27 protein-coding genes are annotated in these 25,754 nt (G+C 58.9%); 13 read left to right on the top strand and 14 right to left on the bottom strand.

Annotated features, from left to right (window positions below; translation table 11 throughout):
* Positions 1-4 precede the first annotated feature (4 nt).
* The 7 genes from OL236_RS09235 (at position 5) to OL236_RS09205 (ending at position 7,462) form a co-directional block, all read left to right on the top strand.
* The gene (locus OL236_RS09235) at positions 5-1,474 is read left to right on the top strand and encodes a glycoside hydrolase family 32 protein (protein ID WP_265070371.1); all 1,470 of its coding nucleotides are present in this window, start codon (positions 5-7) and stop codon (positions 1,472-1,474) included.
* Complete coding sequence (locus tag OL236_RS09230; protein ID WP_265070370.1) at positions 1,459-2,475, top strand: LacI family DNA-binding transcriptional regulator; 1,017 nt, start codon at positions 1,459-1,461, stop codon at positions 2,473-2,475. The genes OL236_RS09235 and OL236_RS09230 overlap by 16 nt, the downstream gene beginning before the upstream one ends.
* Positions 2,476-2,876: 401 nt before the next feature.
* Positions 2,877-3,506 carry a 4Fe-4S binding protein gene (locus OL236_RS09225; protein WP_265070369.1) on the top strand — a complete coding sequence of 210 codons (630 nt, stop codon included), beginning with the start codon at positions 2,877-2,879 and terminating at the stop codon, positions 3,504-3,506.
* A 16-nt stretch (positions 3,507-3,522) separates the two neighbouring features.
* Entirely contained in the window at positions 3,523-5,073 is a 1,551-nt protein-coding gene (locus OL236_RS09220) for a glycine betaine ABC transporter substrate-binding protein (protein WP_265070368.1), read from the top strand.
* On the top strand, positions 5,070-5,798 hold the full coding sequence (locus OL236_RS09215; RefSeq protein ID WP_265070367.1) for an ABC transporter ATP-binding protein: 729 nt from the start codon (positions 5,070-5,072) through the stop codon (positions 5,796-5,798). The genes OL236_RS09220 and OL236_RS09215 overlap by 4 nt, the downstream gene beginning before the upstream one ends.
* A 318-nt stretch (positions 5,799-6,116) precedes the next feature.
* A complete protein-coding gene (locus tag OL236_RS09210; RefSeq protein WP_265070366.1) occupies positions 6,117-6,917 on the top strand; it encodes an ADP-ribosylglycohydrolase family protein in 801 nt (266 codons plus the stop codon).
* Positions 6,918-6,991: 74 nt separating this feature from the next.
* A complete protein-coding gene (locus tag OL236_RS09205; protein ID WP_265070365.1) occupies positions 6,992-7,462 on the top strand; it encodes a hypothetical protein in 471 nt (156 codons plus the stop codon).
* Between the two features lie 272 nt (positions 7,463-7,734).
* Here the strand turns inward: OL236_RS09205 and OL236_RS09200 are convergent, their stop codons facing one another.
* Entirely contained in the window at positions 7,735-8,964 is a 1,230-nt protein-coding gene (locus OL236_RS09200) for an ISL3 family transposase (RefSeq protein ID WP_265070364.1), read from the bottom strand.
* A 246-nt stretch (positions 8,965-9,210) separates the two neighbouring features.
* On the opposite strand from OL236_RS09200, the gene OL236_RS09195 reads away from it, so the two are divergent.
* The 6 genes from OL236_RS09195 to OL236_RS09170 all read left to right on the top strand — a co-directional run bounded on the left by OL236_RS09195 (position 9,211) and on the right by OL236_RS09170 (position 13,745).
* Positions 9,211-10,077 (top strand): ABC transporter ATP-binding protein, encoded by an 867-nt coding sequence (locus OL236_RS09195; protein WP_009646152.1) that lies wholly within the window; start codon positions 9,211-9,213, stop codon positions 10,075-10,077.
* Positions 10,078-10,815, top strand: coding sequence for an ABC transporter permease (locus tag OL236_RS09190; RefSeq protein WP_265070363.1), 738 nt, complete (start codon positions 10,078-10,080; stop codon positions 10,813-10,815).
* Positions 10,816-10,869: 54 nt separating this feature from the next.
* Positions 10,870-11,739, top strand: a complete 870-nt coding sequence (locus tag OL236_RS09185) for a metal ABC transporter ATP-binding protein (RefSeq protein WP_265070362.1) — start codon at positions 10,870-10,872, stop codon at positions 11,737-11,739.
* Complete coding sequence (locus OL236_RS09180) at positions 11,739-12,578, top strand: metal ABC transporter permease (protein ID WP_265070361.1); 840 nt, start codon at positions 11,739-11,741, stop codon at positions 12,576-12,578. Before OL236_RS09185 ends, OL236_RS09180 begins: the two co-directional genes overlap by 1 nt.
* Before the next feature lie 63 nt (positions 12,579-12,641).
* Positions 12,642-13,094: a DUF3290 domain-containing protein gene (locus tag OL236_RS09175; protein ID WP_265070360.1), complete on the top strand. Its 453-nt coding sequence runs from the start codon at positions 12,642-12,644 to the stop codon at positions 13,092-13,094.
* 12 nt (positions 13,095-13,106) lie between these two features.
* Positions 13,107-13,745: a DUF421 domain-containing protein gene (locus tag OL236_RS09170; RefSeq protein ID WP_009646156.1), complete on the top strand. Its 639-nt coding sequence runs from the start codon at positions 13,107-13,109 to the stop codon at positions 13,743-13,745.
* Positions 13,746-14,086: 341 nt separating this feature from the next.
* Here the strand turns inward: OL236_RS09170 and OL236_RS09165 are convergent, their stop codons facing one another.
* The 13 genes from OL236_RS09165 to relB all read right to left on the bottom strand — a co-directional run bounded on the left by OL236_RS09165 (position 14,087) and on the right by relB (position 25,615).
* A complete protein-coding gene (locus OL236_RS09165) occupies positions 14,087-14,665 on the bottom strand; it encodes a hypothetical protein (RefSeq protein WP_037370113.1) in 579 nt (192 codons plus the stop codon).
* Positions 14,666-14,676: 11 nt separating this feature from the next.
* Entirely contained in the window at positions 14,677-15,324 is a 648-nt protein-coding gene (locus OL236_RS09160; protein WP_009646147.1) for a CheB methylesterase domain-containing protein, read from the bottom strand.
* Positions 15,325-15,373: 49 nt separating this feature from the next.
* Positions 15,374-15,565, bottom strand: a complete 192-nt coding sequence (locus tag OL236_RS09155; protein ID WP_009646157.1) for a DUF951 domain-containing protein — start codon at positions 15,563-15,565, stop codon at positions 15,374-15,376.
* A gap of 21 nt (positions 15,566-15,586) precedes the next feature.
* A complete protein-coding gene (locus OL236_RS09150; protein WP_265070359.1) occupies positions 15,587-16,966 on the bottom strand; it encodes an MFS transporter in 1,380 nt (459 codons plus the stop codon).
* 80 nt (positions 16,967-17,046) lie between these two features.
* Positions 17,047-18,153: a redox-regulated ATPase YchF gene (gene ychF / locus OL236_RS09145; protein ID WP_009646158.1), complete on the bottom strand. Its 1,107-nt coding sequence runs from the start codon at positions 18,151-18,153 to the stop codon at positions 17,047-17,049.
* On the bottom strand, positions 18,150-19,880 hold the full coding sequence (locus OL236_RS09140) for a plasmid pRiA4b ORF-3 family protein (protein ID WP_265070358.1): 1,731 nt from the start codon (positions 19,878-19,880) through the stop codon (positions 18,150-18,152). The genes ychF and OL236_RS09140 overlap by 4 nt, the downstream gene beginning before the upstream one ends.
* 159 nt (positions 19,881-20,039) lie before the next feature.
* Positions 20,040-21,026 (bottom strand): asparaginase, encoded by a 987-nt coding sequence (locus OL236_RS09135; RefSeq protein ID WP_265070357.1) that lies wholly within the window; start codon positions 21,024-21,026, stop codon positions 20,040-20,042.
* A 25-nt stretch (positions 21,027-21,051) separates the two neighbouring features.
* Positions 21,052-21,612, bottom strand: a complete 561-nt coding sequence (locus OL236_RS09130) for a hypothetical protein (RefSeq protein ID WP_265070356.1) — start codon at positions 21,610-21,612, stop codon at positions 21,052-21,054.
* A 69-nt stretch (positions 21,613-21,681) separates the two neighbouring features.
* The gene (locus OL236_RS09125; protein ID WP_232208232.1) at positions 21,682-22,062 is read right to left on the bottom strand and encodes an ArsR/SmtB family transcription factor; all 381 of its coding nucleotides are present in this window, start codon (positions 22,060-22,062) and stop codon (positions 21,682-21,684) included.
* A gap of 36 nt (positions 22,063-22,098) precedes the next feature.
* A complete protein-coding gene (locus OL236_RS09120; RefSeq protein ID WP_265070355.1) occupies positions 22,099-24,039 on the bottom strand; it encodes a fructose-specific PTS transporter subunit EIIC in 1,941 nt (646 codons plus the stop codon).
* Between the two features lie 29 nt (positions 24,040-24,068).
* Positions 24,069-24,977 (bottom strand): 1-phosphofructokinase, encoded by a 909-nt coding sequence (gene pfkB, locus OL236_RS09115; RefSeq protein WP_265070354.1) that lies wholly within the window; start codon positions 24,975-24,977, stop codon positions 24,069-24,071.
* A gap of 151 nt (positions 24,978-25,128) precedes the next feature.
* Positions 25,129-25,392: a type II toxin-antitoxin system RelE family toxin gene (locus OL236_RS09110; protein ID WP_265071815.1), complete on the bottom strand. Its 264-nt coding sequence runs from the start codon at positions 25,390-25,392 to the stop codon at positions 25,129-25,131.
* Positions 25,337-25,615: a type II toxin-antitoxin system RelB family antitoxin gene (relB, locus tag OL236_RS09105; RefSeq protein WP_265070353.1), complete on the bottom strand. Its 279-nt coding sequence runs from the start codon at positions 25,613-25,615 to the stop codon at positions 25,337-25,339. The genes OL236_RS09110 and relB overlap by 56 nt, the downstream gene beginning before the upstream one ends.
* Positions 25,616-25,754 lie beyond the last annotated feature (139 nt).

Genomic DNA, 25,754 nt, shown 5'->3' with positions numbered 1-25,754 from the left:
GATCATGGCAAACGAAGCGTTCGACAAGGCGTTTGACAAGGAAGCGATCGACGCGAAGGTGCGCGAGGGATTTCCCTTGCAGCATCGCTGGCACAACGACTTCCATCTCGAAATGCCGTTCGGCCTCGTCAACGATCCCAACGGGCTTTCGTGGTACGCGGGAAAGTACCACATCTTCTTTCAGTGGAATCCCTTGGGCGTCGAGCACAAGCACAAGTGCTGGGGGCATGTGGAAACCGAGGATTTCGTGCATTATCGCCTGCCCGAGCTTGCGCTCTGGCCGAGCGATGTGCATGACAAGGACGGCTGCTACTCGGGCGCGGGCTTCGTCGAGGACGATGCCCTGCGCCTCGTCTACACGTGCAACCGCAAGGAGGACGGCGCGCGCACGCCTGCGCAGAGACTCGCCACGTGGCAGCCGGAAAAGGGGATCGCGCAGAAGAATGAAATCATCATCGAGCACGAGCCGAAAGGCTATACGGCGCATTTTCGCGATCCGAGCCGCTTCGTAAAGGACGGGCGCGAGTTCCTCGTGCTCGGCGCTCAGACGACAGAAGAGAAGGGACGCGCCGTGCTCTACGAAAAAAAGGAGGGCGCGTGGCAGCTTGCGGGCGAGATCAAGACGGAGCTATCGGACTTCGGCTACATGTGGGAGTGCCCGACGCTCCTGCAGCTCGCGGAAGGCGACGTGCTGCTCTTCTCGCCGCAGGGGCTTGGCGCCGAGGACTATCGCTGGCAGAACCTCTACCAGTCGGGCTACGTCGCAGGGAAGCTCGACGTCGATTCACTGAAGCTGCAGCACGGCGCTTTTCATGAGCTTGATCGGGGATTTGACTTCTATGCGCCGCAGGCATTCGTGCACGAGGGGCGTGCGATTCTCTTCGGCTGGATGGGAATGCCCGAGCGCGAGGAAGAGTACCCGACGCGCGAAGAGGGCTGGCTCTTCTCGCTGACGATGCCGCGCGAGGTGCGCCTTTCGGACGGCAGGCTCTTTTTTGCGCCGCTTGAAGAGATGAAGGCTCTTCGCAAGGGCGCGGCGCAGAAGTTCGGCGCTTGCCGGATAGAAGAGTTGGGGCAGGATCTCGCGGAGAAGTCGGAAATCGAACTGGAAATTGTCTTCGGCGATGCGCAGGAGGTGCATGTCGATCTCGTTTATAGGGAGGCGGGCGAATATATGCGGCTTTCCTATATGCGGCCGACCGCCGTCATGACGCTCGACCGCACGGGAATGCGGCTCGGCGGGCGCGGCGTGCGCCGCTTCCGGCTCGCTGTGCGCGATTCGCTGAAACTGCACATCTATCAGGACAAGACCGCCGTCGAAGTCTTCTTCCAAGACGGCGAGGAAGCTGCTTCCTTCTTCGTCTTTCCGACGAAGAAGGAAAAGCCGAAGCTCGTGATCTCGGCGGATAGGAAGCTCGAACGCATAGAGGGAAGTTTGTGGGAATTGGAGGGATTTACATGGAACGCAAGGTGACGATCCAGGATATCGCAGCGATTGCCGAGGTGTCGAAAAGCACGGTTTCGCGCTATTTAAACCATGGTTATGTGAGCGAGGAGAAGGCGGAGCGCATCCAGAAGGCGATCGCGGCGACGGGATTTTCCTCGAACGCCTTCGCGCGTCGGCTGAAGGCGAAGAAGAGCGGCGTGATCGGCATCGTCATGCCGCGCGTCGATTCGCCGACGGGCGGCAAGCTGCTCACGGGAATTGCGAAGGCGTTCGACGAGGTCGGCTGCCGGACATTGTTCGAATCCTCGTTTCTGGAAATGCCGCGTGAAATCAAGAATATTGAACATCTCGCGCAGTTCGGCGTCGACGGCATCCTCGTATCTTCTCTTGGCATCACGGACGAGCATATCGCGCTTGTCAAGGAACTGAAAGAGCAGGAGATTCCCGTGCTCTTCATCGGACAGCAGCATGAGAAGGTGCACTATATCAAGGCCGACGATTTCGGTGCGGGTCGTCTGCTCGGTGACTACATCCGTCGCATGGGGCATGAGCGCGTCGTCTTCGTGGGCGTCACGGAGAAGGACAAGGCCGTCGGCGTCGCACGCAAGGACGGCTTCGTCGAGGTCTTCTCGCGCGGCAACCGCAACGCGAGCGTGAACTTCGTGGAGACGGACTTTGGCTTTGAAGACTCCTACAAGAAGAGCGAGGAGATCCTAGCCTATCGCCCCAGCGCCGTCATCTGCGCGACGGACGGACTGGCTGTCGGCATCATGCGTGCGCTGCATGAGAACGGCGTCGCCGTGCCCGGAGAAGTCTCCGTCGTGGGCTTCGGCGGGTACGAACTGGGCGCTGTGACGTATCCGCCGCTGACGACCGTCGCTTTCGACTACGAAGCGCTCGGCCGCCGCGCGTCGAAGATGCTGTTGAAGATACTTGCGGGAGAAGTCGTCGAATCTGTCAGCGATTTCCCCGCCCAACTCATCGAGCGCGGCAGCGTCGGCAAGGTGCTTTGGGGCAGCGAGGGATAAGCAAGGCGCATGGATGTTATTTGACGAATGACGCATTGTGTCGTATAATGAGCATAGAAAAGGTGCTACCGGTAAACGGTCAGCCCCAATGATAAGTTTGGTTTAAGAAACCCCGCCTACGATTGGTTGCCGGAGGCGGGGTTTCTTATGCCTTCAGAACGACGAGGATAAAAAGCGTTACCAAGAGCAACGCGATTAAATCGTTAATCGTCATGGGCAACGCCCCCTCTCAGGGGCTAAGAATCGACCGCCTACCGTTTAAGTAGCACCATGTATAAGTATAACACATGATGATTGTGGACTCAATTTTTAAAGTTGAATAAAGATTGCTGAATGAAACCATCGAGAATCTCACCCAGTTTTATGCTACAATGAATGTATGAATGAAAGGAAGCGATAGCATGATGGGTGTTCAAGAGTATCTGGAAATCCTGCGCAATATCCGTGACTGCGCCTTTGCGACGATCGATTGCACGGGAGCGCCCACCGTGCGCATCATCGACGTGATGTTAGTGGAAGAGGGGCGGCTTTACTTCTGCACGGCGCGCGGCAAGGATTTCTATGCCGAACTTATGGCGAATCCCGCCGTCGCTGTTACGGGACTCAACAAGGAGTGGCAGACGGTACGTCTTATGGGACGCGCCGAAAGGCTTGCGGACAGCGAACAGAAGGCGATGATTGACCGTATCTTTCATGAGAATCCCTCGATGGAGGGCGTCTATCCAGGCGAGGCACGTTACATCCTCGAAGCCTTCGTCATCGCGGAGGGCAGACTCGAATTTTTCGACCTCGGCAAGAGTCCAATCTGTCGTGAGAGCAGTTCCTTCGGCCGTGCAGAGCGCGAGGAAAAGGGCTTTCGCATCACTGAGAACTGCATCGGCTGCGGCACCTGCGCGGCGGTCTGTCCGCAGCAGTGCATCGCGGAAGGCGAGCCGTACAAGATTGCGGCCGCACACTGCCTGCACTGCGGACTTTGTTTTGAAAGCTGTCCTGTGGAAGCAATCGAAAGGCTGGGCAGCGAGGCGCATTGACTGAGGAGGAATCCCCATGTTTTCAGAGATGATACGACTTTTCCATGAGCGCAGCGATTTTTTTCTGCAGCTTACGCTGGAGCACATTGCCATATCGCTGGTGGCGATCGTCCTCGCCATCGTGCTTGGCGGCGCGATGGGCATTTTGATCGCCGAGGTTGACCGCATGGCGCAGCCGACGCTTCTCGTCGTCAATTTTCTCTACACGATCCCGTCGATCGCGATGTTCGGCTTTCTTCTGCCTTTTTCGGGCATTGGCAACACGACGGCGATCATCGCCTTGACGCTCTATGCGCTCTTGCCGATGGTGAAGAATACACATACGGGCTTGAAAAATGTCGATCCACTCCTCATCGAAGCGGCGGTCGGCATGGGGTCGACGCGCTTCCAGGTGCTCAGGCGCATCGCCTTGCCGCTCGCCATGCCCGTCATTCTCGCAGGCATCCGCAACATGACGACGATGACGATCGCGCTCGCGGGCATCGCGTCCTTCATCGGTGCGGGCGGCCTCGGCATCGCCATCTACCGCGGCATCACGACGAATAATGCAGCGCTCGCCTTCGACGGCTCGCTCCTCATCGCCTGTTTGGCGCTCCTGGCTGATACCGTTCTCGCTCGCCTCGAAAAGCGTGTCTTTCTCCGCCGAAGCGATACGAGGGGGCGGAGGAGACGTTCGTGGCGGCGTCTTGTGGCGATTTCTCTCGCGCTCGTCGCAGCAGGCGGCGCTTATGCGTTCTTTCAGAGCACGAAGGTGGCTGTCATCCGCATTGCGACGAAGCCGATGACGGAGCAGTTGATCCTCGGCGAGATGCTCAAACTCGTCATTGAGCAGGACGGGCGGCTCAAGGTCGCCCTGACGCCGGGCGTCGGCGGCGGCACGTCGAACATCATGCCGGCGATGGAGCATGGCGATTTCGACATCTATCCCGAGTATACGGGAACGGGCTGGCTGCAGGTTTTGAAACGCACGGACGCCTACGACGAATCGCGCTTCGCCGAATTGCAGGAAGAGTATCGCAATCGGTATCACATGGAGTGGCTCGGCATGACGGGCTTCAACGATACCTTCGGCATCGCCGTGCGGCGTGATCTCGCCGAGCGGTATCAGCTCAGGACGTATTCCGACCTCGCACGCGTCGCAGACAAGATGAATTTTGGCGCCGAGTACGATTTCTTCGAGCGCGAGGACGGCTTCCCTGCAATGTGCCGCGCTTACGGCATGAACTTCGCTTCGACCGTCGATATCGACATCGGTCTCAAGTATCAGGCGCTTGATGAAGGCAAGCTCGATTCGATGATCGTCTTCACGACAGACGGACGGCTTTCCAAGGTCAATGGAATCGTGCTTGAAGATGACAAGAAATTTTTTACGTCCTACGAATGCGGGATGGTCGTGCGCGAAGAGGCGCTCTCGGCACATCCCGAGCTTCGCGCCTTGCTCGCGCATTTCGACGGACTGATTTCGGAAGCGGAGATGGCAGAGATGAACGACGCGGTCGAGTCGGGCGGCGAGGAGCCGCGCATCGTTGCACGTCGCTTCTTGGAAGAAAAGGGGGTGCTCCGATGAGCGCGGTCATCACGTTTCGCGATGTAAGCAAATCGTATGGAGGGGCGGAGGCCGTCCGCGACTTGAGCCTTTCCATTGAGGCGGGCGAGTTCATCACGGTGCTCGGTGCATCGGGCGGCGGCAAGACGACGTTCCTCAAGATGATCAACGGACTCGTCGAGCCGACTTCGGGAGAGATCACGGTGCTCGGCGAAAGCCTCAAAACGGCGGATCTCGTGCAGCTGCGCCGCAAGATCGGCTATGCGATTCAGGGCAGCGTGCTCTTCCCGCATCTGACGGTCGAGGAAAACATCGCCTATGTGCCGAACCTTTGGAACAAGAGCGACAAGGAGCGCACGAAGAAGGCCGTGGCGAAGTGGATGGCGATCGTCGGACTCGCCGCAGAGCTTGGCGAACGCTATCCCGCTGGGCTTTCTGGCGGGCAGCAGCAGCGCGTCGGCATCGCGCGCGCCTTGGCGGCGTCGCCCGAGCTTCTGCTGATGGATGAGCCGTTCGGCGCGGTCGACGCCCTGCTGCGCCGCCAGCTGCAGGACGAAATCCGCGCCATTCACGCACGCGGCGGTCTCACGATCGTCTTCGTCACGCACGATGTCGAAGAAGCCCTGCGCCTCGGCACGCGCGTCCTCATATTGAAAGATGGCTGCATCGAGCAGTTCGCCGCTCCCGAGGAAATCGAGAAGAGTCCTGCGACGGACTTTGTGCGGCAGCTTGTGGAAAAAGCGTAGGAGAGAATCAACAGGGTGTATTATCCATGTGAAAGGCAACCTTCACAACAAGATGGGGATAGGTCATGCGCATGAGCTGACATTTGAAAACGAATTCGACCAGACATATTTGCGGACTTTTGCAAAGGCTCTGTTTGCTGACTATGGGAGATATGCGGAGGAAATCCCGAATTTGCTAAAGGGATGAAGCGAAGTGACCGTCGTTCGATTTTTTAATGGACGTTGAAAATGAAATGGGCGTCGACGCAGAGGTTGATGAGTTTCTAGTATTCTAGTAGAAAATGATAAGATCAAGGGGCAAGGAAAGGAGCGATTCGCATGTATGGTGCAATCTTAGGCGATATGATCGGTTCACCGTATGAATTCGACCGCGGCGGCAAGACGAAGGATTTTCCTCTGTTCAGTCAAGGCTCGCGCTTTACGGATGATACGGTGATGACGATCGCTGTGGCGGACGCCTTGTTGGAAGTGGGAGAAGAGGCGGACGAAGCGGCGGTTTGTGCGGCGATCGTTCGCTCGATGCAGCGCTGGGGCAGGAGGTATCCTCGCGCCGGCTACGGAGGACTCTTCCGCCGCTGGCTGGCAAGTGATGAGCCGAAGCCTTACGGTAGCTTCGGCAACGGTTCGGCGATGCGCGTCGCCGCTGCGGGCTGGCTCTACGATACGCTCGCAAGGACGCGCGAGGTAGCGAGGCAGACGGCGGTCGTTACGCACAACCATGAGGAGGGAATCAAGGGCGCGGAGGCGACGGCGAGCGCCATCTTCCTTTCGCGTGAGGGCAAGCCGAAGGAGGAGATCAAGGAATATATCGTGCGGGAGTTCAGCTACGATTTGTCACGCACGCTCGATGAGATTCGTCCGCATTACTCGATGGACGCTACATGCCAAGGATCTGTGCCCGAGGCGATTATTTCGTTCCTCGAAAGCACGGATTTCGAGGATGCCGTGCGAAATGCCGTGTCCCTCGGCGGTGATACGGACACGGTCGCCTGCATCGCGGGCAGCATTGCCGAAGCTTTCTACGGCGTGCCCGAAGCGCTGAAATCGGAATGCCGCCGCCGTCTGCCGCAGGAAATGCTCGCGGTGCTCGATGCGTTTGACGAGGCGCGGCAGAGGTGAGCGCGTCGGATGGGGGTGAAGAAGGTAGGGTTTCAGCAGACTGAAATCGATTTTTGAAAGGGAGAGTGAACCTCGTGCGTAAACTTTTTTCTGCAATCGCTGTGGTCGCATTGTTTTCGACGATGAGCGCGGCGTCCGCTTCCGTTCCCGATGAGGAAGTGTCGCTCGGCGGCATCCCTTATGGGGCGTCGGTGGATTATGTGCGCAGCATATACGGCGCACCGTCGAAGGTGTCGACGACGAGTCAGCATCCGCTTTGGCGGGGGTGGATCGACACATATCATTATGGAGCGAGCGTGGATGTCATTTTTTGCAACGCAGCAATGGTGCACACGGACTGCAAGGGAAATAACGGCTGGGCCACACCTGCGGGCATCACGGTCGGCATGACGAAGGAAACGGTGCTGCGCATCTATGGCGAGCCGGACAGTCAAGGGAAAGGGAGCTTCTTTTATCAGAGCGAATCCAATGGCAATCTTGGCATCAAGTTCCTGTTCAACGGGGCAGGAAAGATCACGAGCATCCATGTAGGCGCTTTCGATTGAAAAAGTGCTGGAAGCACAATTGAAAAAGCCCTCGATGATTTTCGTCGAGGGCTTTTCTGTGCGAACTTTTCTGTTGGATGTTTCGTCGGTGTGTTTTCGTGCGGTACGAAAAAATATTTCTCGTGCTATCGTTCGCACGAAAATGGAACGATAGAAATTTTCGTATCATTTGCGTGCGGCAGGAAAAATTTTGGCTCCTCGCTATTTAGTATGGGAAGTCGCATAAAACAGATGTTCTGTTTTATGCAAGACTTCAAAAATTTCGTCAGATTTTATGGAAATGAAATATCAAATTTCAACTTACCGCATCCCAAATAGATCATCGTCTTGAAATACTCGTCATTTCTGAAGCCTCGTGCACGACACTTGATGTTCTGAATCAAGCTGTTCAGCCCTTCCAGAATCGCATTGGTGTATGGATGCTCGAAGTAATGCAGGATTTCCTCCCAATGGTTGCGGAGTGTGCCGCAAAACTTTTTCATGGGTTCGAGCCTGGAATGCATCATCCAGCTGCAGAGTTTTTTCAAACGCTTTTCTGCATCGTCACGATTCAGCGCTTGCACATAAATCTCCTGCATTTCAACACGCATGGCATAGGCGCGTGCTGTTTTTAGATGCTTCTTCTGAAGAGTTTCCTTTTTTGCCCGCTGGCTTTCCGTCAGATTGGCCTCGTTCTTCAACCACAAATATTTCGAGTTCTTCAACAGCACATTCTGTTTGGCTTCCGCCTTGCGCACTTTGTCCACAGCTTCGTTGGCGTGCTTGATTACATGGAATTTGTCGATGACGGTTTTGCTGTTTTCGAAGGTTTCCCGTATGCCTTTACGAAATCCCAGAGACATATCGCAGGTGACAAGATGAACTTTTTCACATTTTCCGCTATGCGCCTCGAAGTCCACTGCAAACCGTTGAACTGTAGTTGAATCCTTGCCTTCCGTGACGAAGATGACTTTGCGCTGCGCAAGATCGGCGACAACCGTGATGTACTTGTGCCCCTTCTTGCTGGTTTCATCTATACCGATGTTGGTAACTCCGGCGTAATCTTCTGCTTCCCGGGCTTTTCCCACATAATGTCGGATGAACCGCCAGAGTCTTGTGTCATGCTCTTCCACCATACGAGCGATGACGGCTACGGGCAAATGTTTTGAGAGTTCTACGATCCAGCTTTCAAAAAGAAGTGTGAAGCCGGAACCCTCCCTCGCCCAAGGAACTTGTACCGTTTTCACCCCATGCTTTTCGCATTGAATACGCGGAAGGTCAGCATGAATGTAGGTCTTGTATTGAAAGAAATTGAGATGCCGCCATGTTCTCGGTGCGGTGTCGTAAGCAGGAAAACTTTTTCCACAGGGTTCTTGCGGACAAGGAAACCGTCCTCCACGTTGAAAAGCGATGTAAATGTGAAGTTCTAAGGATGATTCTTTCGATGGTTTGAACTCCACTTGAGATATGTGCCAAGGCGATGGAAGATTCAAAGCAACAGCAAATAAATCTACAGCATCCATGATCAGACCGCCTTCCTCGCTCTATCTTCATGGATACAATTTTACCGAAGTGAATTCCGCTTTTCAAGCGTTACCCACAGTAAACAGCGAAAGGCCAAAATTTTTCCGTGCGATACGATTTTTGGCAGCGGACGCGGCACGAAGTACGGCAGACGGTGATTTTTCTCCTCGCATGGTTGACGCGACGTGCTTCCTGTAGTAATCTACCAACGAAGAGAAAAAGTTGCAGGCTGAGGAGGTGCTGTCTTGGTTCGCGTGGAAAATCTTGTCAAGGAGTTTCGTCATACCGATGCTGCGGGAAAGGCAGCGGTGAAGCGTGCGGTAGACGGGCTTTCTTTTGCTGTCGCACGCGGGGAGATCTTCGGGCTTTTAGGGCCGAACGGCGCGGGCAAGACGACGACGATCCGCATGTTGACGATGCTCACGCAGCCGACTTCGGGTGCAATTTTCTACGAGGGCAGGCCGCTTGCTGGAAATGAAGCGGCGGTCAAGGAGCTGATCGGCGTCGTGCCGCAGCAGGTGAACTTCGACCAGGATTTGACGGCGGGCGAGAACCTTGAGCTGCACGCGCGCCTGCATCATATCGGGGCGGCAGAGCGCCGCGCACGCATAGAAGAGCTGCTCGCCTTCGTCGAGCTTGAGGGCGTGCGGCGCGATCCCGTGCGGCGTCTGTCGGGCGGCATGAAGCGCAGACTTCTCATCGCGCGCGCCCTCGTGCACCGACCGCGCATCCTCTTTCTCGACGAGCCGACGGTCGCGCTCGACCCGCAGGTGCGGCGGCGCATCTGGGAGCTGATTCGGCAAATGGCGCATGAAGGTGTGACGGTGCTGCTGACGACGCACTACATCGAGGAGGCGGAGAGCCTCTGCGCGCGCGTCGCCATCATGAACCGCGGCAAGCTAGCGGCGCTCGATGCGCCCGCCGCCCTGCGCGAAAGGCTCGGCGATTTCGTCGTCGAGTGGGACGGCGAGGCGGGGCGCGAGTACCGCTACTTCGCAGGGCGCAAAGATGCCGCCGCGTTTGCCGCCGCGCTCGACGGCGCGGCGAGCATCCGCCGCTCGAATCTGGAGGACGCCTTCATCGAGCTGACGGGGCGAAAGGAGGGGCTGTGAGTGCTCTATGATATATGGACGGTCTTTTGGCGCGATTGGATCGTCTTGAAGCGCCGCTTGGCGAAGTTCATCTTGAGCCGCATGGTCGCACCGCTCCTCTACCTCGTCGCCTTCGGCTGGGGTCTCGGCAGGAGCATATCGGTGTCTTCCGGCACCTATCTCGACTTCCTCGTGCCGGGCATCCTCGCGCTCAATTCCATGAACATCAGCTTCAACAGCGTGATTCCCGTGCATGCCGAGCGCATTTACCACAAGAGCCTCGAAGAGTACCTCGTCGCGCCGATCCGTCCGGCGGCCTTCGTCATCGGCAAGGTGCTCGCGGCCGTATTGCGCGGACTCATTTCCTCTGCCATCATCGTCGTGCTCGCCTGCCTTTTCGGCGCGAAGCTCTCTCTTTCCCCGCTCTTTCTTCTCGTGCTCGTGCTGAACTGCGTGATCTTCGCGGAGATCGGCTTCATTGCGGCGATGAAGATTGAGACGTACGAAGAGATGGGACAGGTCAATACATACATCCTGCTGCCGATGTCGTTCCTCTGCGGCACGTTCTTCTCGACGAAGGCTTTGCCCGAGGTCGTGCGCGTCCTCATCGAGCTTCTGCCGCTCACGCATACGAGCGTGCTCCTGCGTGCACTCGCGGGCGGCGAGGCTGCGTCTGCACTTTCTTTCGGTGCGCTCGTTTTCTACGCGCTCCTTTGCTTCTGGCTCGCGAATCGGTCTTTCTCCCAGTTGACGCGCTAGGCGCTTTTGCGTTCCCACATTTTTATCTATGCTTCCTTAGAAAGGGGCGTCTCCTTGTTCAAGAATATCTTGCATCACCGTGCGCGTTCCGCGGACGACTGCGGCCATCTCTGCTGCACGAAGATCGAAGACTTCGCCGTATCCTTTGGGCGCGTGGAAATCTTTTCGGGCGTGAACCTTCACGTCCACTGCGGACAGCTCACGGCGCTCATCGGGCCGAACGGCGCGGGAAAATCGACGCTCCTTCGCGCCATCCTCGGCGAAGTGCCGCACAAGGGGAGGCTTTCCTATGCGGACGCTGCGGGACGGCGCACGGGGCAGCCCGTCATCGGCTATGTGCCGCAGTACCTGCGCTTCGACGTCAGTTCGCCGACGAGCGTCATGGACATCTTCATGGCGTGCCTCTCGCGCCGCCCCGTCTGGCTCTTTCCCGCGAAGTCTTTGAGACCGCGCGTCTTGAAGAGCCTCGCTCGCGTTCATGCCGAGCATCTCATCGACCGGCGGCTCGGCGCACTGTCGGGCGGCGAACTGCAGCGCGTGCTTCTTGCGCTCGCGCTCGATCCCGTGCCCGACCTGCTGCTCCTCGATGAACCTGTCTCGGGCGTCGATCAGAACGGCTTGGAGCTTTTTTACAATATCGTTGCCGAGCTTCGCGCCCAAGAGGACATGGCGATCATTCTGATTTCGCACGATCTGAACCTCGTTGCAAAGTATGCCGACCAGGTCGTGCTGCTCGACCATAAAGTTGTCACGAGCGGCACGCCTGCCGAGGTCTTCGGCGATGCGCGGACGAAGAAGATCTTCGGCATGCTCGCGGGCGCAGCGCCTCAGAAAATGGAGACGGCGCCCGATGCGCTGCAAGATGAAGCTCTGATAAATGAGTCACTGCAGATCGAGTCGGAGAAGGAAGGGGTGAGGCACTGATGGAAATCCTCTATGCGCTTCTCGGCGCTCTGCCCTTCGACTGGCTGCAGCACGGCTTCATGAAGAATGCCTTTCTCGCCGTGCTGCTCGTGACGCCGCTCTTCGGGCTTCTGAGCACGATGGTTGTGTCGAACCGCATGGCGTTCTTCTCAGACTCTCTGGGACACGGCGCTTTCACGGGGCTTGCCGTCGGCGTGCTCTTGGGCTGGCTCTCGCCGCTCCTCTCGCTCGTTGCCTTCTCCGTCGTCTTCGCGCTCCTCATCACCTACATCAAGAACCGCAGCAGCGCGTCGACGGACACGATCATCGGCGTCTTCTCGTCTACGGGCATCGCGCTCGGCCTCATGCTCATGAGCCGGGGCGGCGGCTTCAACAAATATTCCTCGTACCTGATCGGTGATCTTCTTTCCATCTCGCCCGAGGAAATCGGCTCGCTCTTCTTCGTCTTTCTCGCCGTCGTCCTCGTCTGGGCGCTCGTGTTCAACTCACTTCTCGTGCTCTCGATCAACGCGTCGTTCGCCAGAAGCCGCGGCGTCGCCGCCTTTCTCACGGAGGGGCTTTTTGCTTCCGTGCTCGCCGTCGTCGTCGCCGTCAGCATCCAGTGGGTCGGGCTTCTCATCATCAACTCGCTGCTCGTGTTGCCCGCAGCCGCCGCGAGAAATATCGCGCAGGACGTCAAGAGCTACCATCTGCTCTCCGTTGCCATCGCGCTCCTTTCGGGCGTTGCGGGACTCTTGCTCGCTTACTACTGCAACATGGCGGCGGGCGCGAGCATCGTCGTCGTCGCCGCCGCCGTCTTTTTCCTCACATTGCTGTTGAAACCGTACTTTGTGCGCTGAGGCTGCGCTCTCGCGGCAGTTCTTTTTTTGCGGCGGCTCACCGCACTATGGGAGGTGCTTTTCTTGCAGTTCTATACCTATGCTTACATTGTGCAGCACAGTCAGATCAACGACGCTGTACGGTACGGCGTGTCTTTTCTCATGCTTTTCGCGCTGCTCGTTGCCATCATCAAGTATTTTCGCAACCGTCTCGTCACGCGCTATCGCGACCTCATCGTCATCCTCTTCCTCGCCGTCGCCTTCCTGGGCGGTGCACAGTGGAATAGCTTCAGCCAGACGAAGAGTGATCGCGAACAGACCTCGCGCATGGCGGGATTTTTGCACAATCTCGGCGAGGAGATGGAGGTGCCGCCCGAGGAGATTCGCACGAGTTCCACCCATCTCAAGCAGGGACTTCTCGTCGAAGCGGAGGGCAAGTATTACGAGATCACGTTCAACGGCGACTACACGTCCTTCAAGTACGAGGAAACGCATCTGATGACGCGTGACGTGAAGATCGTTGACAAGGATTCTTAGGAGGGACGCGCAATGCTCACATATTCGCTGGTCTTGGCAAAACTTGCGCTCGGGCTTCTGTGCCTCGTGCTGCAGATGAATCTCCTCGGCAAGGGAAATCTCGCGCCTAGCTCCGCGACCGATCAGGTGCAGAACTACGTTCTCGGCGGCATCATCGGCGGCGTCATATACAACGAGAATATTTCTTTCATGGACTTCATCCTCGTGCTCATCGCTTGGACAATGCTCGTCCTGCTCCTGAAATACATGAAGTCGAACAGCAGCGCCGTCAAATCCTTCGTCGACGGACATCCCGTGCGCATCATCGAGCGCGGCAAGCTCGACGTCGAAGAGTGCATGAGGCGGGGACTCCTCGCGCACGACATCCATCTGAAACTGCGCACGGCGGGCGTCTATTTCGTCAAGGACGTCAAGCGAGCCGTCCTTGAGCCGAACGGTCAGCTCACGGTCATCCAGTACGGCGAGCAGAACGCACGCTATCCCGTCGTCGTCGACGGACAGGCAGATGAGGAAGCCTTGGAACTTGCCGACAAGGATCGGATCTGGCTCGACGCGGCGCTTCGAGAGCAGGGATATGAACTCAAGGATGTCTACATCGGCGAGTACAAGGAGGGCGCACTCACGGTCTATCCGTACGAGGCGCGGGCGTGAAAAGGCACGAAGGAGGAATGTGACGGATATTCAGGGGGGAAATAAGGTGGGAAGAGCGTATTATTCCAGTGAAATCCAAGGTTTTCTTGCATGTGAAGCAGATCAGATTTTGCCTATCGGGTTCTTCTGACGAGAGCGAGACAGGGACTGGTCATTTTCATACCGCAAGGTGACTTAAGTGATGCTACGCGTAGACCAGAATATTATGATGGAACATATAATTATCTGCGCAGGATCGGGATTTGTGAGATATAAGGGATTTGTAGAGAAGAAAACGAGCTATTGTATGAAACGGGGAGATGTCTCATACAGTAGCTCGTTTTGGTTTACTCGGAAGGAGGCTATGGCTTAAAGATATGACCACAGCGCATGCAGATGAAGAGTTTTTCCCACTCCGCAAGACGGCGCGTATATTCTTCCATGGCCTGATCATATTCTTCTTTCCGTGCGCGATTTTTCTTGTTTGTAGTTCTGCGGTCGTTCCAGAGTTTCCAAATGACGAGTGCCGCAGCGATATAGGTCAAGGTATTTTCCAGACCCGAGAGCTTTGAAAATTTGTAGGCCACTAGGCTTATGACAAGCGACAGGATTGGTAGCAGGCAACCAAAAGAAACGCAGCCAACCGTCATAGTGTCATGTTCAAGTTGCTTGAGCTTTGGCTCGGGCGGCGGAGCGATCTCACGGGCAAGATCCGTGACCGTGTAAGTTGGGCGCGTGACATCGCCGTAGACGGCATGCCGGCCGGTCTCTTCTGTTTTTTTCGAGCCGTCTGAATAGGTGGTTGTCGTCGTTTCTACGTCGTAGCCGACGATTTCCTTATGCGTTGCCGTTCCCGTGGCGTGGCCTCTCTTGTACATGAGAGGAACGGATACTGTGTTTTCACTGCCGCAGTTGGGGCAGGCGAGGTTGCTGATTTCCATAAAAGTCCTTTCTATCGCCCGCGCACGGCCTGCGTGATCGCGCCGGCCATCATCGCGAGCGGCAGTTGGCGTTCGACTGCTCCCAACTCGAAGGCCGCGCGCGGCATGCCGTAGACGACGCATGAGGTTTCGTCCTGACCGAACGTCATGGCGCCCGCGCGGCGCATGGCGAAGAGTCCCTTCGCGCCGTCCGCGCCCATGCCCGTGAGGATGACGCCGAGCGCTGCGTCGCCGACGAGTTCTGCGACGGTGAAGAAGAGGACGTCGGCGGACGGGCGCACCCAGTTCACGGGGTCGCCCTTCGTGCATGTGACGATGAGCCTGCCCGAGCGCCTTTCGAGCTTCATGTGCTGGCCGCCGGGCGCGATGTAGGCGGTCGAGTCCTTGATGGCTTCGCCGTCCTCGGCTTCTTTGACTGTGAGCTTCGATATGGCGTTGAGTCTGTGCGCAAAGTGGTTGCTGAAGATGGGCGGGATGTGCTGCACGATGACGATGGGAGGGAGCGGCGGCGCGAGGTTCTTGAGGATGGCCGCGATCGCTTCCGTACCGCCCGTCGAGGCGCCGATGGCGATCAGCTGCTTTTCCTTCGTCGATGCCGGAGGCATGGCGACAGGAAAAAGGCTCGTCTTGCCACTCTTATCGCTCTTGCCGCTTTCCATGTCGCTTCTCCTCCTTTCATTCATGCTTTTATCACCCGAAGGAATGGCTTTAAGTGTCCGGCTTTTCCTTGACCTCGCGCACGAGGCGCAGAAATTTCTCGCGCCCGATCTGTACGAAGCGCCCGCAGCCTTCGCACTTGAGGCCGAAGTCCGTGCCTGTGCGCAGGATGCGCCAGAGGTCGCTGCCGCACGGGTGGCGCTTCTTCATGCGCACGATGTCGCCCGGTTCATAGCGCTGCATGGCTGCACTCCTTTCCGTCAGTCATATCCGTTCGCGTTCCTCTTCGGCTGTTTTTCTCCTGCCGCGCATGAGCGAGGCGATGACGCCGGCAACGCATGAGACGGTCAGACAGGAGAAGATGAGGCGGATCGCCGCTGAAAGTTCCTCCGTCCAGTCGGCGGCTGCGGGAAGTGTCGCTTGTGCGAGCAGCAGGGTCACGACCGCCATGGAGACGGCCTGTCCCGAGAGGCGCATGACCGAGACCATGGAAGAGGCGACGCCGTAGAGCTTCTTGGAGACGGCGCCCATGATGGCGTTGTTGTTTGCTGGCGAGAAGAAGCCGAAACCGATGCCGATGATGACGCAGGCAGCTGCGATGAGGGGAAGCGGCGTCCCGGCATCGAAGAGCGAGCAGAAGAAGATGCCCGCGGTCGTCAGTGCCATGCCGAAGCTCGCGACGAGGCGCGGCTCGTGTTTGTCGGAGAGCGCTCCCGCGATGGGCGAGAGGATCGCCATCATCAAGGGCTGCAGGAGCAGGACGACGCCCGCCGTCGAAGCGTCGAGGCCGCGCACGAGCTGCAGGTAGAGCGAGAGCAAGAAGCCGATCGCATAGGTCGCGCTGTAGTTCAAAAACGCGGCGAGGTTGCTCATGGCAAAGACCGTGTTCGCAAAAAGCGAGAGATGAAGGAGCGGCGTGCTCGCCCGCCGCTCTTGCCAAAGGAAGAGCGCGAGAAAGACGAGTCCCGCGAGAAGAACGAAGCGCATCCAGGGGAAGGCGGCGAGAGAGGAAAGCCCGTAGAGCGTCAGCGTGCTCGCAGCCGTGTAGAAGACGGCGCCGGGCAGATCGAAGCCGCCTTCTCGCTCGCCGTACCAATCTTCTTTGATTGTGCGCACGAGCAGGCTGCTCACGAGGATGACGATGGAGGTGAGGACGAAGAGAAGCCGCCAGTCCAGGTGCTGCGTGACGAGACCGCCGATCACAGGCCCCAAGGACAGTCCGACGTAGGTGGCGGCGGCGGAGTAGCCGATGGCGCGCCCGCGCTGCTTTGCGGGATGTGCCGCCACGAGGAGCGCCATGCCGCTCGAAAAGACGAGCCCCAGGGACAGTCCCTGCAGGGCGCGCATGGCGATGAGGAAGGAGGCCGAGGGGGAAAATGCCGCGATGAAGGAGACGGCGGCCATCGCCGCCGTGCCGATCGCGTAGATGCGACATCGGCCGAGGATGTCCGCCATGCGGCCAAAAGGCAGGAGCAGGGCGACGGCACCCAAGAGGAAGGCGGTCGCGAGCCACGAGAGATCCGTCGCGAGGCACGAGAACTCCACGGCGATCGTCGGGATGGCGATGTTGATGCAGCTGCCGAGAAACGGCCCCATGAAGGACGTGAGCAGGACTGCCGCAAAGATCCGCTTTTGTGCTGTCATGGCCGCCGCCTCCTATTGCGATAGAAATAGATCGGGGAAGCGGCGCACGCGCCCCGTCCCCAGTATCACGCGCTGCAAACTCACACGTTGAAGCGGAAGTACGTCACGTCGCCGTCCTGCATCACATAGTCCTTGCCTTCGAGGCGCACTTGCCCCTTTTCGCGGGCGGCCGCCGTGCTGCCCGCAGCGACGAGGTCGTCGTAGTTGACGATCTCCGCGCGGATGAAGCCGCGTTCGATGTCGGAGTGAATCTTGCCTGCCGCTTTGGGCGCCGTCGTGCCGCGCACGATCGTCCAGGCGCGGCACTCGTCCGGCCCTGCCGTCAGGAACGTCAAGAGTCCCAGAAGCTCGAATGCCGCCTTGATCAGACGGTCGAGTCCGCTTTCCGTAAGGCCGAGTTCTTCGAGGAAGGCCTTCGCATCTTCTGCGTCGAGTTCGGCGATTTCCGACTCTACGCGCGCCGAGACGACGACGACTTCCGAGCCTTCCTTTGCCGCGTAGTCGCGCACGGCGGCGACGTGCGCATTTCCTGCGCCGTCCTTTGCCGCCTCGTCCTCGGCAACGTTGGCGACGTAGAGCATGGGCTTCAAGGTCAGGAAGTTCATCTCGCGGATGAGCGATAGCTCGTCCTCCGTGAGGTCGAGGCTTCTGGCCGACTTGCCCTCTTCGAGGCAAGCCTTGATGCGGCGCAGCACCTCGTCCTCTGCCTTCGCTTCCTTGCTGCCGCTCTTGGCGAGCTTGGCGAGCTTCATGATGCGCTTTTCGAGGACTTCGAGATCGGCGAGGCACAGCTCCGTCAAGATCGTCTCGATGTCGCGCACGGGGTCGATCGTCGCCGCGACGTGCGTGATGTTCGTATCCTCGAAGCAGCGCACGACGTGGGCGATGGCGTCGACCTGCCGGATGTGCTCCAAGAACTTGTTGCCGAGTCCTTCGCCCTTCGACGCGCCCGCGACGAGTCCCGCGATGTCGACGAAGCGCACGGAGGCGGGCGTCGTCTTCTTCGACTGGTACATCTCGTGCAGCACTGCAAGGCGAGCGTCGGGCACGTCGACGACGCCGACGTTCGGCTCGATCGTGCAGAAGGGATAGTTCGCCGCTTCTGCGCCCGCCTTCGTAATCGCGTTGAAAAGGGTGCTCTTGCCGACATTCGGCAGACCTACGATACCTACGTCCAGATTGCTCAATGTGATTTCTCCTTGTTCCTGTCTTTCAAAAAAATGACTTTTTGGCGCGAGGCCTTCTTGCGCTCTTCTTTTTTTGCGCGTGCTGCCTGCTGACGCTCCTTGATCTCATTCGTCGTGAAGCCGCGGTTCGCGACGGAGCGCGTGCTGTCGTGCAGTCGGTTCAGCAGGCGGCGCAGGGTGACGTCCTGTTCCTTCGTCAGAGCGTCGAAATAGCCGTCGTCCTTGAGCATGTCGCGCACGAAGGAAACGGGAGCGCCCGCGAGCAGTGTCCAATGGATGTGCCGCATGATTTCCACGGTTTCCTCCTCATCGTAGGAGAGCGTTTCGTGGAAGAAGAGACCCAGCGCCTGCTCGTCGTTCGGATCGGAAAGCGCAAGCCCCTGTGCGAAGAGAGGGATTTCCTCTGTGGCGGGGATGTAGAAGTCGCCGTCGCCCTGCGATTCCAGGATGACGCGGATCTCCTCTTCGTCCAGCCCTTCGGAGATGAAGACGTCGCCTCGCTGCCAGTAGCCGGCGAGGAACTCGGGAGGAATCTTTTCCATTTCCTTTTTGAGTTCTGCAGGCTTCAGGTCGCCGATGCCGCCTTGGTTGTAGATGCGGCACAGGATGTCGAGCGGCGTCACGCTGTAGAGGACGTTCGCCGTGAGAATCGTGTTGATGAGCCATGTGCGCCTTCTGCGCCTGTTGTACAGCTCCTCGCCCATGTCCACGGCGAAGGGGATGAATCCTGCGGCGACGTCGCGCGAGATGACGAGTTCAAATTCGGGCGTTTCGGCGATGTAGCCCGCAGTCGAAAGGGTCTCGAAGTTGTGCTCGGATTCTTCCTCGAAGTCGTCAAGGTTCGCGAGCAGCTGCTGCAGGGAAAGGACCTCTTCGTCGCTCAGGCAGAGGAAGTACTCTTCCATGACGCGAGGATCGAGCATCTGCTTCGTCAGCTGACGGATGATGTCCTGCTTGCGCATGCCGTGGCGCACCTCGATGCCTTTTTGCTCGGCAATCGAGAGCAGCTCTTCCTTGGCGAAGCCTGCGAACATGTCGCGAAGCGTCGGCGGCACGCGCTCTTCGTCCTCCGTATCCTGCAGGCGCTGGTGAAAGACCGTGGAAAAGAAGGTCTTCTGTGCTTCCGGTGTGGCGTTCGCCCCCTCGATGGAGCGCATCTTGTACTTGTAGGCGGAGAAGCCGTATCTCCCCGCCTCCATATCTTCGTACAGCTTTGCCAGCGGGCGATCCTCGTAGCGCCGTCGGTCAAGACGGCACCAAAGGGCGAGCTTCTCGTTCACGGCGTCCATATCGTAGCGGACGCTGTCTTTCGCATCTTTCGCGCCTTCGAGTACTGCCGCCGCCGTGCGCGCACCGCTCCATTCGAGCACCTGCGGCGCTCTGCCGCTCCACGGCTCGACAATATTCTCCAGATGCACGTCGTGGCGCATCTCGCGCCGGTTTGCGTAGAGGTAAAGGAAGGCGCCCGCACGTTCCAGATGGCTGCAGATTTGCACCACGGCAGCTTCTTTCAGGCGCTCGCCATGCGCCTGCTCTTCCGACAGTTCGGTGATGACCATCTTCTTGTGCGGCAGCAGGAAGGAGAACACCGTTTCCTTCTCCCAACCCATCGCCAGGTTGAAGACGAGCGCGAGCTGTGAAAACGTCAGCTCCTCGGGCACGAGAACGCGCCGCCAAACCTCCGGCGACTGTCCGCGCAAAGCGATTTTCAACTCATAGGCCTTCATGTAACTCTCCCTTCGGACGGCACACGACCCCAAATCATACTCTCTCTATTATACTCCATCGCGGGCAGTTATTCCAGTGGGACGCACAAGACTTCTTCGCGCGTCTTTTGGGGAAAGGGCTTTCATGCGCTGTTGTCTGTGCATGAAAGCCCTTTTGTATCAATACTCGTGGAACATGCGCCGGATTTCGTTGCGGTCGTTTGTCTTTAAGAGCGCGAGAGCGAGCAGGATGCGCGCCTTGGCGGGCGGCAGCGTGTCGGCGTCGATGAAGCCCGCGTCCGCGTAGGCGCTCTCGGCGAAGAGAACCGCGCCCGCGCCCGTGCGGCTCGCGCGCACGACGGGGATGCCTTTTCCTGCGGCATCAGCGAGTGTCGCGAGCAGCGCTTCGTGTATGCTGCCGTTGCCTGTGCCCGCGTGGACGACGCCCGCCGCGCCGCTCTCGATGGCGGCGCGGGCGAGACGGATGTCCGCGCCTGCATGGCCGTAGAGGATCGGCACATAGGGAAGGGTCGTCACGCCCGCAAGGTCGAATTCGCTCTCGCGCGTATGACGCGTGAGCACGCGGCGGCGAAAATGCGGCGTCCCGTCTTCCATGCGGCCGAGCGCACCGACATCGGGCGAGACGAACGCCTGCACGGCCGTCGTATGCACCTTTTGGACGTCGCGTGCGCTGTGGATTTCGCCGTTCAGCACGACGAGCGCGCCCTGTCCGTGCGCTTCGGGGCTGGCGGCAAGTCGCACGGCGTCGAGGAGGTTCAAGGGGCCGTCGGCGGATAGCGCCGTCGCGGGACGCATTGCGCCCGTCAGGACGACGGGCTTTTCGCTCTTTACGACAAGCTGTAGGAAGTATGCCGTCTCTTCGAGCGTATCCGTGCCGTGCGTGACGACGACGCCCGCCGCGCCCGCAGCGAGCACCGCTTTGATGCGGGCGGCAAGATGCAGCCAGACTGTATCCGTCATATCCTTGCTGTCGATGGCGGCGATCTCCTCGCTCTCGATGGCGCAGACGTCTGCAATTTCGGGCACGGCGGCGAGAAGTTCGTCCGCGCCGAGTGCGCCCGCACGATAGCCTGTGAGCGCATCGGAACGCGCCGCCGCGCCTGCGATCGTGCCGCCCGTCGTCAGTATGCAGATTTTCGGCTTCATGCGAATTCTCCTTTCCTCGTGCGCGTCAATGCAGCGTAGCGCCCTTGAGCGCGAGCGGAATCTCCCAGACGACGGCGGCCTTCTCGCGCATCTCGGCGGGACTCATGCGCTGCCAGATGCTTTGCACGCGCACGGCGAAGTCCTGCGGCGCGAGAGGCGCTCCTAAGGCGGAAAGCGTGTGGCGGCGCAAAAAATCGGCGAACGGGGCGGGCATCTGCGCCTCGCGCTGTGCGAGCAGCAGAGAAAGCCGCGCGTCGACGAGGCAGAGGTGCAGCGATGCTCTCGCGAGCGACTCCTCTGACGGCAGATGCCCCTTGGAAAGACCGCCGAAGGAAAGCGGCGCGTCGCCCCAGCCGTCCTTGAAGATGCCGGGAATCCGATAGAGAAGGAAGAGGACGCCTTCCGTCTCGTAGAGGGCAAGCTCCATCTCTCCCGTGCGAAAGGCCTCGATGGCGATGATGTCGCTCTTGGCGAGCTGCAGGATGAACATCGCGCCGTTCGCGTCGACTTGAAAAAGCCCGCCCTCGCCTTGCTGGCGGATAGGCAGGGGAAATTTCTCGCCGATTTGAAAATCCGTATATGACATGGAATCCTCCTTTACTTTTTATGGAAAACAGGCGCAAGGCAAGCACGCTTGCCTTGCGCCTGTTTTTTCTTATCGCGGGCATGAGATGCGCCCGACTCGTTCAACTGTATGGTGCAGTTCCTCGACGAGCGGCGTCTCGGCCGCGCGGTAGTACATCTCCTTGCCTTCGCGCCGCGAGGTGATGAGGCCGCTCGCCTTCAAGAGCCGCAAGTGGTGCGAGATCGCCGGACTCGACATCTGCATGTAAGCGGCGATGTTGATCACACATTCCTCGTAATGGCACAGGAACCAGAAGATATGCAGCCGCGTCGCGTCGCCGAGCTGCTTCATGGCCGCCGATACCGTGGCGAGCGTATCCGCATCGGGCATGTGCGGCAGGGCGGCTCCTTGATGGCCGTGATCGTGCGGCAGGCGCACGGGAGTTTCCTGCATGGTTTCCAGTCCCTTCAAGTGAATTTCAGCGTGTGCCGTCCTTCTTCAGCGCCGTCACTCTGCGACCTTCTTCTTGACGATGCCGAGGCAGAGCGCGCTGAGGACGGCGCCGGTGAAAATCGCGACGAGATAGAGCAGCGGGTTGCCGATCGTCGGCACGACGAAGATGCCGCCGTGCGGGGCGCGCAGCGTGCAGTCGAAGAACATCGACAGGCCGCCCGCTGTCGCCGAGCCGATGACGCACGACGGAATCACGTGCAGGGGGTCGGCCGCCGCAAACGGGATCGCACCCTCCGTGATGAATGAAAGCCCCATGATGTAGTTGACGACGCCCGATTTCCTCTGCTGCTCCGTGAAGCGGCTCTTGAAGAACGTCGTCGCAAGAGCGATGGCGATCGGCGGTACCATGCCGCCCGCCATGACCGCTGCCATGATGCCGTATTCGCCCGATACGAGCATGCCCGTGCCGACGACGTACGCCGCCTTGTTCACGGGACCGCCCATGTCAACCGCCATCATGCCGCCCATGAGGATGCCGATGAAGATGCGACTCGACGTGTCCATGCCCTTCAAGGTCTCGATCATCCAGTTGTTGATGCCCGCGACGGGCGGGTTGATCACGAAGATCATGATGACGCCCACGAGGAAGACGCCGAGGAGCGGATAGAGAAGCACGGGCTTGATGCCTTCCAAAGAGTGCGGCAGATCGGCGAAGACCTTCTTGAGCGCATTGACGACGTAGCCCGCGACGAAGCCCGCGATGAGCGCCCCCAAGAATCCCGCGCCGCTCGAAGAGGCGAGTGCGCCTCCCACGAAGCCGACGGCGAGTCCCGGCCTGTCCGCGATGCTCATGGCGATGAAGCCCGCGAGCACGGGCAGCATGAAGCCGAAGGAGATGCCGCCGATGTCCATGAAGGTCTTGGCGTACCAGAGATTTGAGCCGAAGTTGCCGGGGTTGGCGGGGTCGAAGGTGTCGAGGAGGAAGGCGAGGGCGATCAGGATGCCGCCGCCGATGACGAACGGCAGCATGTGCGAGACGCCGTTCATCAGATGCTTGTAGATTTGGCGCGTGATGCTCTCGTCATCTGCCGCGCTTTCCTCCGCTGCAGCCGCGCCGCCCGCATGGTGGTAGATCGGCGCTGTGCCGGAGAGCGCCTCGTCCAAGAGCGCGTCCGCCTTGTTGATGCCGTTCGCGACCTTCGTCTGAATGACGGGCTTGCCGTCAAAACGCGCCATCTCCACGTTCTTGTCCGCCGCGACGATGATGCATGCGGCGTCGGCGATTTCCGCCGCCGTCAGGATATTCTTTGCGCCGCCTGAGCCGTTCGTTTCCACCTTGATGGGGATGCCGCGCTTCTTCGCGTGCTGCTCCAGGCTTTCCGCCGCCATGAAGGTGTGGGCGATGCCCGTCGGGCACGCCGTGACGGCGAGGATCTTCTTGGTGATTGCCGCAGGAGCCGCAGTGCTTTCGACTGGTGCGGCTGCCTGTGCGCCGTCTTCTGCTGCGGCGGGCGCAGGCTCTGCCGCAGCCTCGAATTTGCCATCTTCCTTCGCGTCGATGAGCGAGAGGAACTCTTCCTTCGACTTCGCCGCGACCAAAGCTTCCTTGAAGTCGGGATCCATGATCATCGTCGCGAGTTTGCTCAGGACTTCGAGATGCACATCGGCTGCTGTGTCTGGCGCGGCGATTTCAAAGAAGAGGCGCGAGGGATTGCCGTCCATCGCCTCGAAATCCATACCCGCCGGCACCGTCATCGCTGCAAGCCCCGGCTCCTTGACGCCCGCGCTCTTGGCGTGCGGCGTCGCGATGCCGTCGCCGAGTCCCGTCGTGCCCGACGCTTCTCGTGCGAGCACGTCCTTTTCGTACTGCGCCTTGTCCGAGAGATTGCCGCCCTTTTCCATCAGTCCCGTCAAGATGGCGATGGCGTCATTTTTGTCCTTCGGTTGTGCGCCGAGCATGATGCTCTCGCTCTTCAATAAGTCCGTAATACGCATATCGACCGCTCCTTTCTTTCAGCCGGCGTTCAGCCGATGGCCTTCAATAGCGCCTCGACTTCGGGGCGCCGTGCGAGGTTTTCGGAAAATGCCGACGCAGAGCCTGTCGCGACGCCCATGAAGAAGGCGTCACGCCACGAGCCGCCCGACTCCTCGTAGCCGGCGAGGAAGCCCGCGACCATCGAATCGCCCGCGCCGACAGAGTTCACGAGCGTTCCCTTGGGCGCGGGACTCTTGAAGGATTCTCCGCTTTCCGTCAGGAAGAGCGCGCCTTCGCCCGCCATCGAGATCAGCACGTTCTTCGCGCCCATCTCCTGCAGCTTCTTCGCGTGCGCGATCAGCTCCTCTTCTGTCTTGAGCTCCGTATCGAACATCTCGCCGAGTTCGTGGTTGTTCGGCTTGATGAGCCACGGCCCGTACTTCAAGACCTTGAGGAGCAGCCCCTTCGTCGCGTCGACGATGATGCGGATGGAGCGTCCTCCGAGTCGCTCCATGATGCGCTCATAGATGTCGTCGGGCAAAGTGTTCGGTATGCTGCCCGCCAGGACGAGCGTATCGCCCGCCTGGAGCTTTTCAAGCTTTTGGAAAAGCTCCTCCTGCGCCGCCTCTGTAATTTGCGGCCCTTGTCCGTTGATTTCCGTCTCTTCCTTCGCCTTGATCTTCACGTTGATGCGCGAAAATCCTTCTGCGAGGTGTACGAAGTCCGCCTCGCAGCCGAAGCTCTCGAACTGCTTTTTGACAGCCTCGCCCGTGAATCCCGCCACGAATCCCAGCGCACGGCTCGCGTGGCCGAGGTTCTTCAAGACCATTGACACGTTCAGCCCCTTGCCGCCGGGCAGGATATGCTCGTACGTCACGCGGTTGATCTCGCCTTTTTCGAGCGAGTCGAGCCGCAGGATGTAGTCGAGCGACGGGTTGAATGTCACGGTGTAAATCATATTCTTCACCTCAATCCAATATGATACCGATTATCACGATTTTAGTATACCTTAAGGACGGATGAAAAGGCAAGAAGAATCGAAGTCGTTTGCGTCTCGGACATTCGCGGCAAAGGCGTGTGCGGCAGATCGTTATGCTCTCGTCTGCACGTCAATACACCTCGCGCCTGTGCCCGAGGGCGAGGGCGAGGATAACGAGCCGCTCGTCCTCGATGGCGCAGATCAGACGGTAGTCGCCGATGCGGTAGCGCCATTCGCCCTTGTGGTTACCCGTGAGTGCCTTGCCGTGTGCACGAGGATTTTCCGAGTTCGTGAGATTTTTGACAATCCAGCCGCGAATGATGCGGCGCGTATAGCTGTCAAGCTTCTTGAAATCCCGATCGAAGGCGGCGGTCGTCTGCACCGTATACGTCATCTTCAAGATCCAGCTCCTTCCACAAATCTTCAATCGGTCTTGCCTGCTTGCCGCTACGCAGATACTCCTCATACGCCTCGTCGGCAAGCGCGATGTCGTACTCGTCCTCGATCTTTTCGAAGAGCGCCCGCTTGAATGCTTCGGCGAGCGAGAGCGAATGCAGCTTCGCGTAGCTTTCGGCGAGCGCCCGCTCCGTGTCCGTCAGTCGGATTGAAAAGCTCATTTCCATCACTCCTTTCGTTAATTACAATGTACTACATCGGTATGAGACTGTCAATTCCCTTCCTTATAAATAATCCGTGCAGGCGCAGGTGGCGGCACGATTTTCCTTGAATCCCCGCTCCGTTGTGCTATAATGGAGC

Source organism: Selenomonas sputigena, assembly GCF_026015965.1.
GTDB lineage: Bacteria > Bacillota > Negativicutes > Selenomonadales > Selenomonadaceae > Selenomonas.
Note: the sequence above shows the minus strand (reverse complement) of the source record. Positions and strands in the feature narration are given on the sequence as shown.